Here is a 13,218-nt window from a genome sequence, read left to right on the forward strand (position 1 = left end):
GTTTAAAGGAGTAGTGAATTTTATGAAAAAAATAATTTCGATTAGCATATGTATTGTGGTTTTCCTTTCTTTATTTAATTCATTGGGAATAGGTCAACACTATATATATGCTGAATCAGTCCAGAAATCATTAAATAGTAACAATTTATCCGAAGAATCATCAATCGGAATATTTAGTACTTCCGTATATCCAGATGATGCTGTTGTGAAATTTGGAGAGAAAATACACATCAATTATAGTTTTCATGATGAGGCCCACCCAGTACTCATTAACATATACATAAATGGCGAAGAACAATCGGAATATATTTATAAACAATCGAGTTGGGGGGGGAGTTTTTCTTATGAACCCAAAGAAGAAGGGAAATATAGATTTGTTGTAAAGCCGACAGATCAAGAATACTATACCAATGAATGTACTGTTACTGTTTATAAAGATAGAATAATATTTTTACCAGGAACAATGGGAAGCGAGTTGTATCATGGTGAAGAACAGATTTGGATGCCAGATTCTCGTGGCAAACAATATATATGGAGTAACATAAATAATTTGAAAATGAACACAAGCGGACAAAGTATTGAAAATATAGGTATTGGTAATAGTGTTAAAGATTATTATAGTGGGATTATAAGTTTTTTTAAGAATTCTGGATATCATGTTGTCGATTTTGCTTATGATTGGAGGAAGGGCTCAACATTTAATGCACAAGAATTAAAGGCTAGAATTGATATTGAGCGCGCAGCTTCTCCGTATAGCAATTATTATATCGTCGCTCATAGCATGGGGGGAATCGTTGCTACTGAATACATAAGACAAGGGAATGGTCACTTAATAAAAAAATTAATCACTTTAGGGACCCCTTTTCAAGGAACCCCTCAGGCTGCTTATATGTTTGAAACTGGAAATATCACAGATGATGAATATAAAAACATGGCTATAAGTAGTTCAATCCGTTCTATTGAGCCTAATATTCCATCCCTCTATGAATTACTGCCTTCAAAAAAATATTTCACCTCTCAAACAAATGGATATTTACAGACGCAAGAATATCCAGAGTCTACAGGATCGAGAGTTAAAACTACTAAGTTCACCAATTTTAACGATACAGCAAATTTTCTAAAGAATAGCCGAAGCTGGTCAAATGATATTTTGTTTGATAAAGCAACTAATTTCCATTCGACATTAGATCCGGTAAATACTCTTAAGCAAGTAGATTCATATTATTTTGTGGGTGATCAGAAGCCTACTGCAGGTACACTTACCTTTTATACTCATTCGAATCCAAATATTATTCTCAGTGATGTGAAAAATGTTCAAGGTGATAATACCGTGCCTGTTTCCAGTGCAACGGCTGGTTTTATGCTTGATCCGTCGCGAACTTTTTATATTCAAAGATCTCATATAGGCCTTGCTACAAGTGTAGACGTACAGAAGCAAATTCTGAATATTTTAAAGGGCAGGCCGAATGAACTTGTATCAGATAAAATACGCAGAAATAAACAGGAAACAAAAACGTTGAAAATTAAAGCTGAATGCCCTGTAGAACTGCATGTCTACGATTCTTCAGGAAAACATACAGGATCAACTGGTCCTGATAACTTTGAATCAAATATCCCTGATGCCAACTATTTTACTGACGGCGAAACAAAAATTGCTTTATTGAATGATGTAGAAGACTATAAAGTTCGTATTGTTGGTACAGGATATGGTGAATTAACTTTCTCCATTGTATGGGCGAACGAAAAAGATATTGAAAATAGAACATTGCGTTTTGATAATGTTGCGGTTACTCCCACTTCAGTATTTAAAGCAGATGTTAATCAGAACGGGCAAGTCATACTTCAGATTGATCAAAATGGTGACGGTAACTTCGAAGGTAGCATCAACCCAACTGTTGAACTGGATCTTGGAGGAACCCAAGACGAAACAATTCCTACCTTAACCTCACACGTTACTGGAGTTAAAGGCGTAAATGAATGGTATGGGAAGAATGTTCATTACAATTTATCAGGAGAAGATAATGCCTCCGGTATTTACAAATACTTTTATAACCTTAACGAATCCGAATACAAAGAATACACAGAACCATTAGCACTGCCTAATACAGGGATTTATAATTTCAAATCTTATGTTCGAGACAAGAATAGAAATGACTCTGAGGTACTAACTGAAACCGTCAAGGTAGACACTACCAATCCTACTGTGCCCGTAATGACAGTCGATCCAACAACATGGACGAATAAATTTGTCACGATTACATTAGACGGTGGGACTGATGCAGATAGCGGTTTTCAAAAATATCAATACAAGATCAATTCAAACGGGGAATGGAAAGACTATACTGCTCCTTTTGTGATCGATTCAGAAGGTCTTTATAATGTTTACGCAAGATCAGTGGACAACGTATTTAACCTTAGTGCAGAAGTAACAGGTGTGGCTAAAGTTGATAAGACCAATCCGCCTAAACCAACTATGACAGTAGCACCGTCAAAATGGACGAATCAATTAGTTACCATAACTTTGTCCGGTGGAGCCGATACGGATAAGGGTTTTCCGAATAGTGGATTTCAAAAGTATCAATATAAGATCGATAGTGGTGAGTGGAAGGATTATAACACCCCCATTATTATCGATACTGAGGGATTATTTAAGATTACCGCTCGATCAGTAGATACTGCTTCTAATCTCAGCGAAGAAGTTTCAGGGGAAGCGAAGATTGATAGAACTAATCCGCCTAAACCAACATTGACGGTAAAACCCTTAAAGTGGACTAATGAATTTGTTACTGTTACCTTAGCTGGTGGAACTGATACGGATAAAGGATTTCCTAACAGCGGATTTCAAAAGTACCAATATAAGATAGGGCATGACGGAGCATGGAAGGATTACACCATTCCTGTGATTTTTGATGTTGATGGTCTATATAATGTATTTGCTAGATCGGTAGATAATGCATTTAACCAGAGTGAGGAAGTTGTGGGTGATGCTAAGGTTGATAAGGTGAAGCCTTCCACACCTAATGGGTTTGAAATCTTATCATATAATTATAATCAAGTTAAGATCTCTTGGTTACCTTCAACAGATAATGTAGGTGTCACTAGTTATGATATTTATCAAGATTCTGAACTGATTAATAGTACTTCTAATACTGAATTTACATTTAGTAATTTAATTTCTGATAGATCTTACACATTTACTATTGTTGCAAGAGATGAAGCAACAAACTCTTCATTTAATGGAATATTTGTTGTTCAAACTCCCAAAAGCCTTGTTGCAGCAGGTCTGTATCACAACCTGCAAGTGAAAACCAATGGACACGTGCTGGTCTGGGGAGGAAACTATTACGGTCAACTTGGGGATGGGACAACGACAGATAAAACGACAGCAGTGGAGGTTCCGGGATTGACAAATGTTCTTTCCGTAGCTGCTGGTCCGTACCATAGTTTAGCGCTGAAGAGCGATGGAACAGTGTGGGCATGGGGGTATAATAGCAGTGGTCAACTGGGGAATGGAAGCCAGAACAATAGCCTAGTGCCTGTTCAAGTGAAGAACTTGAGTGGGATAATTAAAATTTCAGCTAATGCAAATTCAATGTCTAGCTATGCGCTGAAGAGCGATGGAACGGTATGGGCTTGGGGAGAGAACAGCACCCGCCAATTAGGAGATGGTACTGGCTGGAACCGAACAACTCCGGTGCAGGTAGAAGGCCTAAGTGGGGTTAGTGACATAATAGCTGGCTGGGGACATGCTTATGCTTTAACGAGCACAGGTACGGTATGGGGTTGGGGATCTGTTGTTAACAACAATATGCCGGGTTGGAGCTTTCCGGACTGGTATACTTTTAGATATATTGCAGCATCACCACTGACCGGGTTGACGAACATTGCTGGTATCGCAACTTCGGAAGGATCACTGCAAAACAATTACGGCATAGCGCTGAAGAAAGATGGAAGTGTGGCGGTATGGGGAGGCAGTTATGCAACCTTAACCCCGGTCAACGGATTAAGCCAAATTCAAGGCATTGCGGGAGGTTCAAGCAACTATGCGATTGCAGAAGACGGAAGTGTATGGAACTGGACGAATGGAGCACCGGTCCAGATAGCAGGATTAAGTGAAATCCAAACAGTAGCGGTAGGGGAAAACCATGTTGTAGCATCTCGAGCAGATGGAAATGTGTATGCATGGGGAAAAGCGAGTGGGAACGGCCAAGGGCAACTGGGAGATGGGACTACCACGGACCGAACGACCCCAGCGCTAGTACAGGTCAATACAGCGCCACAAGTAAACTTGACGTATCCACTGGGCAGTCAAAGTGCTCCGTCTGAGAGTAACGTGAGTAATCCGGCATTCCAGTGGACGCAAAAAGATGCAGCGCGAACAAACTTTGCAGCATACCAGGTACAGGTTCTGGATGCCAATGGAGTAGTAGTGGTGGATTCGGGTGAAGTGAAGCAACCGACAACAGGGGACACTAACACTTGGACGGTAAGTACACCACTGCCAGCAGGACAGGTGTTCCAAGTGAAGGTAAGGGTGAATGATGAACACCTATGGTCGGAGTGGTCCAGTGGGGGTTGGGTCAAAGTAAAGAATAGCACGGAACTCCACCCGTTGACCTTATCCGCAGGTGAAAATCACAATCTGCAAGTGAACACCAATGGACACGTGTTAGCCTGGGGAAGTAACTATATTGGTCAACTCGGGGATGGAACAACGACAAACAAAACGACAGCAGTGGAGGTTCCGGGGCTGACAAATGTGCTTTCCGTAGCTGCAAGTGACCGACACAGTCTGGCGCTGAAGAGTGATGGAACAGTGTGGGCATGGGGGTATAATAGCAGTGGTCAACTGGGGAATGGAAGCCAGACCAACAGCCTGGTGCCTGTTCAAGTGAAGAATCTAAGTGGAATCATTGGAATTGCAGCCCGTGAGTCCACTAGCTATGCGCTAAAAAGCGATGGAACGGTATGGTCGTGGGGAGACAACGGCTCCCGCCAATTAGGAGATGGAGCAAGCAGGAACCAAGCAACACCGGTGCAGGTAGTTGGTCTAAGCGGAGTTAGTCAACTAGTAGCTGGAAAGGGATATGCCTATGCGTTAACAAGTGCAGGAACAGTATGGGCTTGGGGATATGCTGGTGGCAACAGAATACCAGGGAAGAGTGATTATCAAAGTACTGCAGTACAGATAAAGGACTTTACTGAAATAGCAAGTATTGCTGTTTCAAACGGAATGCCGAATTACGGCATAGCACTGAAGAAAGACGGAAGTGTGGCGGTATGGGGAGGCAGTTATGCAACCTTAACCCCGGTGAACGGATTAAGTGAAATTCAAGGCATTGCGGGAGGTTCAAGCAACTATGCGATTGCAGAAGACGGAAGTGTATGGAACTGGACGAATGGAGCACCGGTCCAGATAGCAGGATTAAGTGAAATTCAAGCAGTAGCGGTAGGGGAAAACCATGTTGTAGCATCTCGAGCAGATGGAAATGTGTATGCATGGGGAAAAGCGAGTGGGAACGGCCAAGGGCAACTGGGAGATGGGACTACCACGGACCGAACGACCCCAGCGCTAGTACAGGTCAATACAGCGCCACAAGTAAACTTGACGTATCCACTGGGCAGTCAAAGTGCTCCGTCTGAGAGTAACGTGAGTAATCCGGCATTCCAGTGGACGCAAAAAGATGCAGCGCGAACAAACTTTGCAGCATACCAGGTACAGGTTCTGGATGCCAATGGAGTAGTAGTGGTGGATTCGGGTGAAGTGAAGCAACCGACAACAGGGGACACTAACATTTGGACGGTAAGTACACCACTGCCAGCAGGACAGGTGTTCCAAGTGAAGGTAAGGGTGAATGATGAACACCTATGGTCGGAGTGGTCCAGTGGGGGTTGGGTCAAAGTAAAGGGAATGATGCTTAGAGTTAATAAACAACTTAATTCCTCTGTTGAATTATCTCAATCAACTATCCGAGTCAATCAACCAACAACTGTTAAATTGAGCGTCTATGGAAATGTCTATGGAGATGAGGGTGCTAAAGCTTATTTATTTGATGGAAATATTAAAGTTAAGGTGTCGGGATACACAATTTCAAGTAAAGAATCTTCCGGACAATTCGGTGATGTAGAACTCTCGGCTACAGGAACAACGGAAATAGATGTTCATTTTAATGATGGTGTTGCAGAGATCCCTTTAACGCTAACAGTGCCTGGTAAACAGATCTTATCTATCGAATTTGTTGATCTTAATGACAGCTTGAAGTTAATTGAAATTGATGTATTACCTGTCGATTTTAGTGAATTCTTCTTATTTTCAATACCATATTTCAAAGAAGTAGCTATGAATGATGCTGCATATTTTCAAAATCGTTCACTAAAATGCTGATTTAAATGTAGGCAATTACATGTTGCACTAAAATTCGGAAAAATGTAAACGACAAGCGCCTCTCTGTCATATACGGAGGGGCACTTGTCATTTATATAATTAACAACCCCTACTCCTCAACCACCTTAGAAGAACTTGGCGTGTTCTTATTCTTATACACCCACATCGCGTACTCCAACGGGCGGACCAGCGCTTTGCGGTAGATGCTGTTGTCGCCGGAGCGGGCGGCGCCCACGCGGCCGGCCATGCCGGTGAACTCCCAGTCGCCCTGGCCGTTCTTCTGCACCAGCATCCGGTAGTCGTGAAACCGGCCACTGGGCAGCCGCAGCGGGATGCCCTGCTGCACGAGGAATTTACCGCCGATGCACCACTGGCGGACGATGGTCTCCAGCCGGTTCAGCGACACCTTGCGCGGGGCGATGATCTGGCGGCTCTGGCGGCGTCCCTGGATATCGAAGAGAGACTTGCCTTCACGCTGACGCTCGATCCGCAGGATGCCGCGCCCCCCGGTGCCGTTGATCGGCTTCACATAGACAACGGGGCTGGATTTCAGCATCCGGTACAGATCGGCAGAGGACTGGTAGAGCAGCGTCTCCGGCAAGTGTTATAAAAGGCGGTAATACAAGTTATAGGGAAATATCAAATGTGATATTTTATTACCTTCTCCTCTATTCCTTGAGATTTTCTCATAAAAAGCACCGCCTACTATTCACTTCATCCTTTGAATTCTCGATAATCACATTAAAGGGATATTAATCTTTTTTATTCAAATTAATGGATTTTAAGCTTTTGTAATCGCTTACATATTAGGGGGATGATCTCAATTAAGGACTTTGATATTAAACAAGCTTTGTCTAAAAGTAAATAAGAAGGCGCGGGTGATGAAATGTGAGAGCATTAAAAACAATACTCCAAGCCATTCTCTATGTACTGTTGGCTATTGGACTACAGCTATTCTTAATTTATTTTCTAAGGATAAGAATAGAGGGTTGGGGAATTAAGCTATTGAATTTTTCAATAAAGATGTACCTTGTGCCACTTTCTTTACTTTTAGTTAATTCGTTTTTATATGTAAGAACACGGAGAATAAAATATCATATCACCTGGTTTCTATTAACTGTTTTACCGAGTTCTTTATTAATTTTATTTTCCAAAGCAATACAAAGGAGCGGAGAGTATGAGCAAGCAGTGGTTGAGATTAAATTCTTTCCTGAATATCAGGTGGAAATGCTCATTCTGCTCCCATTTAGCATTTTTATATTTCAGTTCATTTTGATCTTGTATTATTTGATTAAAGTAAGAAAAGAAGATGTTAATTTGAAATAATGAGGGGTTATTACAATGAAAAGAATTTTCGGAATGGTCAGAAATATGTTATTTGACATTGATTAAAGTGTACTTTTAGCGATTATTAAAGACAATTCCAAGAGACGTGGATGGATTGTAAAATCTGCGCATAAAAAGAACCCCCTCAGATCCAGAGGGGGTTCTTTGCTATCAAATAAAACCCCTACTCCTCAACCACCTTAGAAGAACTAGGCGTATTCTTATTCTTATACACCCACATCGCATATTCCAGCGGGCGGACCAGCGCTTTGCGGTAGGTGCTGTTGTCGCCGGAGCGGGCGAAGACCTCGCGGGCAGGCTTGGGGTTGACCTCCAGCACGTAGATCTTGCCCTCGCGGTCGATGGCCAGATCCAGGGCCAGCTCGCAGAGGGCGCCGAAGCTGTCTTCGAGATAGGCGGCCGCCTCGATCCCCAGCTTCTCGGCAGCACGCATGGCCTTGTCGGCCCGCTCTTCGCTGCCAAGCCACTGCTTCAGTAGCGTCTCTGCCTTCATGGCATGACCGCCGCCATGGAGATTCGAGGTGACGCTGCGGGCGGCGCCCACCCGGCCGGCCATACCGGTGAACTCCCAGTCGCCCTGGCCGTTCTTCTGCACCAGCATCCGGTAGTCGTGGAACCGGCCGCTGGGCAGCCGCAGCGGGATGCCCTGCTGCACCAGGAATTTACCGCCGATGCACCACTGGCGGACGATGGTCTCCAGCCGGTTCAGCGACACCTTGCGCGGGGCGATGATCTGGCGGCTCTGGCGGCGTCCCTGGATATCGAAGAGAGACTTGCCTTCACGCTGACGCTCGATCCGCAGGATGCCGCGCCCACCGGTGCCGTTAATCGGCTTCACATAGACGACGGGGCTTACTTTCAGCATCCGGTGCAGATCGGTAGAGGACTGGTAGAGCAGCGTCTCCGGCATATGGGACCGGAAACGGCTCCGCTGGGAGAAGGTCTGGTGCACCGTCCATTTATTGCGCAGCGGGCGGTTCAGGAAGGTCAGATGGTCGTACCGCGCGCGGAAGCGCAGCAGCTGCTGGAAGCGCTGGCTGCGCTGAATCCGGCAGCGGTCATAGATCATATTCGGGAAGGGTCGCCATTTCCGCGACCATACTCCGCTTTTGACATCATAGACCATGGCATGAATCTGGTCCTTGCTTACATGTACATCTGCCGGGGTGAATACAAAAACATCCAATCCCATCCGGCTGCCTTCTATAATCATCCTCCGGTATACACTCTTCTCTTCGAGCTGCTTGGCGTCGTTCAGATACAGGGTGAGGATGCCTAGGACGGGCTCTGGCACAGGAGTTCACCTCCTTGCGGGAGAATGGCGGGATCAACTGCGCTCCTCGGGGAACGCAAGAGCAGGGTGGGCTTGCCTGTAGGGCCGCTAACCAGGTCAACAGCGGCAAGCCCGCTGTTGAAGCACATCTTGAGGCTGGCTGCATTGTCGCAGGCGACATGGCATTCCAGCTGCCCAAGGCGCTCCAGCTGTGCAGCAAGCAGGGCTGTGCCCGTATGCCTGTTCCGGTACAGGGGATGAACGGCGACTACACAGGCCTCCTTGCCGAAGCCGGACACGAAGCTGACGCCTGCGAGCTGGCGGCCGTTCTGACCCCGCACAGTGGCAACGAGCAGGGAGACCCCCGGCAGGGCGAGCTGATCCGGTGTCAGCCGGGCCAGCCTCCTGCATCCGCGAAGTGTAATCCGCTGCTCCCCATACTCCCTCAGGAACTCAAGCAATCCGTTTCGCCTGGATTCCCACTGTACGGGATTGCTGTCATAGAGTGAGGATATCTGCATGGTGTCACTTCCTTTGACGGGTAATGGATTATTTGGATTGGCGGGACAGATGATTGCCATATTGAAAAATACGTTCGAGTGACAGCTTGCGGATCGCCGGCTCGTCGAATTTCATCGGGCGGGAATTGGCTTCAAAGAACCATACTCCGCCTTCTTCATCGACCCCGAGATCCATCGACATCTCGCCCAGCATGCTGGAAGAAGCCCGCTCAATCTGCCGGGCAACCAGCAGCGCCGTGGTAGAGACATTCTTCAGGATAGTTTCCGCCTGCTCTGGCCCGAAGGTTCCCTCCAGCATGCTGGAGGGGTCTTCAATGCTGCCGCCGCGCGGCACATGGGTGGTGATGCTGCGGGCCCCGGCCAGCCGTGCACCGATGCCGGTTACCGCCCAGGCGCCCCGGCCGTTCTTCTGCAGCAGCACCCGCAGATCGAAGGGGCGGCCGTGGTGTCCGGCAAGCACGATGGCTTGCTGGACAATGTAGCGGGCGGACCCTTTTTCCCGGCCGATCCGGGCCCAGAGCCGTTCTACGGATGCGGCCTTGTAGGTCGTGTTTTTTTTGCCGCTCTGAATCTGCAGCCGGTAGGGAAGCAGAGTGTCCGGGCGGTATCTCAGCCGCATGATCCCTTTGCCCGCCTTGCCCTTCTCCGGCTTGAGATAGAGGCTCTCATGATTCTTCAGCATCGCGGTAAGGGTCGCTGCGCTGCGCAGGCGGCGGGTTTTTGGCACATGCCTTGAGGTGGCCTTGGATTCCTTGAGCCACTCGAAGAGATTCCATTTATTGAAGAAGCTCGGATTGTACAGCGAGATTTCGGGATGCTCCAGACACTCGGCAATTTTGCGCACAACCTGTGTCTTCTCCTCTTCCTCGCGGTTAGGAATACGGTTATAGATGACCTGGGGCAGCGGAACCGGAATGGCATACCAGAGCTTCCCGCTGGCGGACGGCACGTAGCCGGTCACAATCTGTTCATTCAGCTTCAGGTCTCGGACCGTGATGACATAGACGAGGTAGCCCATTTCTCTGCCGGTACGGATAATGTCGCGGAAGTTACTGCGGTTGCCGCGGAACTGCTGAAGCCGGTCACTGGTGGTGAGAATGGCGATTACAGGCTTGCTGGGATCGGGTATCCGGCTGTTCACAAGTCATCCCTCCTGCGGAATTTGCTGAGATACAGACAATGCTCCAGGATGTGCTCAATGGAAGCTTTGCCCTCAGCGCGCAGGGAGGGGTGGCGGAAGATAGAGCGTCCCGGTTTGGCATTAGCCTCGAACATCCAGATATCCTCATCCTGATCAATACCGAGGTCGAATCCGATCTCGCCGAGCAGATGGCGGTGCTGGATCTCCAGAGATTCTGCGAGCTTGACGGCAGTGGTTTTGGCGCGCTGGAGCACTTCATCCGATCTGGCCCCGAACACACGGCCGAGGGCCTGCTGCGGGGTCAGTAGCGCTCCGCCGTTCTTCAGATGGGTGGTGACACTGCCCCGTCCAGCTTTTTTGGCCCCGATGCCGACGACGACCCATTGATTGCTGCCGTTCTTGTGCATATGGAAGCGGAAATCAATTGGGCAGTTGTCAATCTCAATGAGACGGATACCTTGCTGGACCACATAGTTCTGCATGCTCTGTCCATGGCGGCCCCGCAGCATCCGCATCAGGCTGTCGAAGCTGGTGAAGCGCAGCAGCACGTTCTTGCCGCTCTTGCGGTACCGGGCGAAATACCCTTTCTTCGGCAGGTAGGTCAGCCTGTAGATGCCGTGTCCCAGGCTGCCGGCCGAGGGTTTATAGTAGACGAAGTGGTGACGGTCCAGCATATCCCGCATTTGTTCGGAGCTTGGATTACTGTGCGTTTCAGGCACGAAGCGGTTCGCTGCCCCGTCATTCTCCAGCAGCTTGTAGATATCCGATTTGTTGAAGAAGCTCCAGTTGAAATAAGGAATCTTCTTGCGTCCAAAGCGCTCGCGCAGCTGGTTGATGTAAGGGGAGGTCTCGGCTCTGCGGCTGGGCAGGCGGTTATAGACTACATCCGGCAGGGGCACCAGCTTGCGCTCGAAGCGGCCGCTTGCCGTCAGGAAATATCCGTTGACCTGCTCCTGTTGCCAGTCGATATCCCGAGGCATGAAGGCGAAGATGTAGCATTTGTTGCTGCCTTCGCGCAGCAGCTGCTTGATGAAGCCGGTGCGGGAGCCGAAGGGCTGCCCAGCAGAAGCGGGTCCATCTGAGAGCACGCCGACCAGCGGTCCGAGCTGCACCTCGTCATTCTGCAGATTGCGCAGGTAGATGCCACCGGACTTCGGGACCTTGATGGCGCTTTTGACGCCTGAGGCCAGGAAGAGATGCTTGCCGGCACGCTTGATCGGCTTGATCATGGCGGGGATGGCATCTTTTCCGAGGCGCAGGCGGATATTTTTCTTGCCGGATAATTTCAGGCTTCTCATCAGTTCACCCGAGACATATACTACTCGATCAGGCTGCTTGGTGAAATGTACATTGCAAAAAGTGAGACCCATTTATGAATCCTCCTTTGGAACCATAGATATCATTCTCCCGTGTGAACGAAGCTGCCCGTGAGACAGCTTGTGGTGGCTGCTTGATGTAAGCAGCAGATGGCGCGCATAGCGCAGCGGGTTCTCGGCAGCGAGTCTAGCAGCCCGGCGGTCGCCCGTCAGCCGGAATACCGTGCGCCCTGGTTTGGAATTAGCTTCCAGCAGATAGATTCTTCCTCCGGCATCGATGCCAAAATCAAGGCCCAGCTCCCCGAGTCTGCCGCAGGATTCTTCCAGCAGCGGAGGCAGGAGTGCAGATGCCTGAGTCAGCTCCTCCAGCAGCTCGCGACCTGCCCCGCCATATTCATCCAGCAGGAAAGGGAGGGCGGGAACGGCCGTGCCTCCGCCATGCAGATTGGAGGTCAGTGATCCCCGGGTGCCGAGCCGGACGGCCATGCCGGTCAGGGTCCAGGCACCAGTGCCATTCTTCTGCATCAGCACACGTACATCGAACGGCTGTCCTCCGCTGCCGGTGAGATGCAGGTAAGGCTGTATGATGTAGCGGTGCTGGCCGATGAAGCGGCCGATCCAGTCCAGACCTTCGTCCAGCGTACCGAAAACATATTGAAAAGATTCGTTATTCCTGTCTCTGCCCCGCACCTTCACTCCGCCGCCTTCGCGTCTGCCGAGCAGTACAGCGTGTACGGTGCGTTTGCCGTGGGAGCCGGTTCTGGGCTTCAGAAAAACGCCGTATTCCCATCCGGCGAGCATATTTCCAAGCGCTTCGCGGCTGCTGTAGTTCTCTGTCTCCGGCAGCAGGGCAGCGGCGGCGGGGCTGCGCCGCAGTATCTCGTAGACTCCCCATTTATCAGGAAGTCCGCGTGACCAGGGCAGACAGCGGGTCAATACAGACAGAGCCGCCGCTGCAGTTCTTTTCTCCTCCGGTGACCGGTAAAAGCAGCGGTTATAGAGAATGTCGGGCGGCGGAGCCTGCACAGGCTCCCATTGTCCGTTCTGCCATTGATATCCGCTGACATAGGAGCCGTCCGCCGCTACCCCCTCCGGATGAAAGATCAGGACCTTCAGATCATACAGCGGGGCCGCCCGGCAGAGCTGACTGCAGAACTCCGGCTCTGCGATGGGAGGAATCCCGTGGCGACGGCCTGTCATAATGCCAAGGAACCCCATTGCTGTTGTGGTCATGA

General features: G+C 48.8%; 7 protein-coding genes. 1 reads left to right on the forward strand and 6 read right to left on the reverse strand.

The window, feature by feature from the left end; translation table 11 throughout:
- Positions 1-22 precede the first annotated feature (22 nt).
- A complete protein-coding gene (locus tag MKZ07_RS00665; RefSeq protein WP_341024003.1) occupies positions 23-6,385 on the forward strand; it encodes an RCC1 domain-containing protein in 6,363 nt (2,120 codons plus the stop codon).
- A 109-nt stretch (positions 6,386-6,494) separates the two neighbouring features.
- On the opposite strand, the gene MKZ07_RS00670 is transcribed toward MKZ07_RS00665, so the two are convergent.
- The 6 genes from MKZ07_RS00670 to MKZ07_RS00695 all read right to left on the reverse strand — a co-directional run bounded on the left by MKZ07_RS00670 (position 6,495) and on the right by MKZ07_RS00695 (position 13,216).
- Positions 6,495-6,986, reverse strand: coding sequence for a YheC/YheD family protein (locus MKZ07_RS00670; RefSeq protein WP_341024004.1), 492 nt, complete (start codon positions 6,984-6,986; stop codon positions 6,495-6,497).
- A gap of 909 nt (positions 6,987-7,895) precedes the next feature.
- Complete coding sequence (locus MKZ07_RS00675; protein WP_341024005.1) at positions 7,896-9,026, reverse strand: YheC/YheD family endospore coat-associated protein; 1,131 nt, start codon at positions 9,024-9,026, stop codon at positions 7,896-7,898.
- Positions 9,008-9,526, reverse strand: coding sequence for an N-acetyltransferase (locus tag MKZ07_RS00680; protein ID WP_036691212.1), 519 nt, complete (start codon positions 9,524-9,526; stop codon positions 9,008-9,010). Before MKZ07_RS00680 ends, MKZ07_RS00675 begins: the two co-directional genes overlap by 19 nt.
- A gap of 28 nt (positions 9,527-9,554) precedes the next feature.
- Positions 9,555-10,667, reverse strand: a complete 1,113-nt coding sequence (locus MKZ07_RS00685) for a YheC/YheD family endospore coat-associated protein (RefSeq protein WP_036691214.1) — start codon at positions 10,665-10,667, stop codon at positions 9,555-9,557.
- Complete coding sequence (locus tag MKZ07_RS00690; protein WP_036691216.1) at positions 10,664-12,037, reverse strand: YheC/YheD family endospore coat-associated protein; 1,374 nt, start codon at positions 12,035-12,037, stop codon at positions 10,664-10,666. The genes MKZ07_RS00685 and MKZ07_RS00690 overlap by 4 nt, the downstream gene beginning before the upstream one ends.
- Positions 12,038-13,216, reverse strand: a complete 1,179-nt coding sequence (locus tag MKZ07_RS00695) for a YheC/YheD family endospore coat-associated protein (RefSeq protein ID WP_051493190.1) — start codon at positions 13,214-13,216, stop codon at positions 12,038-12,040.
- Positions 13,217-13,218: the final 2 nt, after the last annotated feature.

This window comes from Paenibacillus sp. FSL P4-0338, assembly GCF_038002365.1.
GTDB lineage: Bacteria > Bacillota > Bacilli > Paenibacillales > Paenibacillaceae > Paenibacillus_AQ.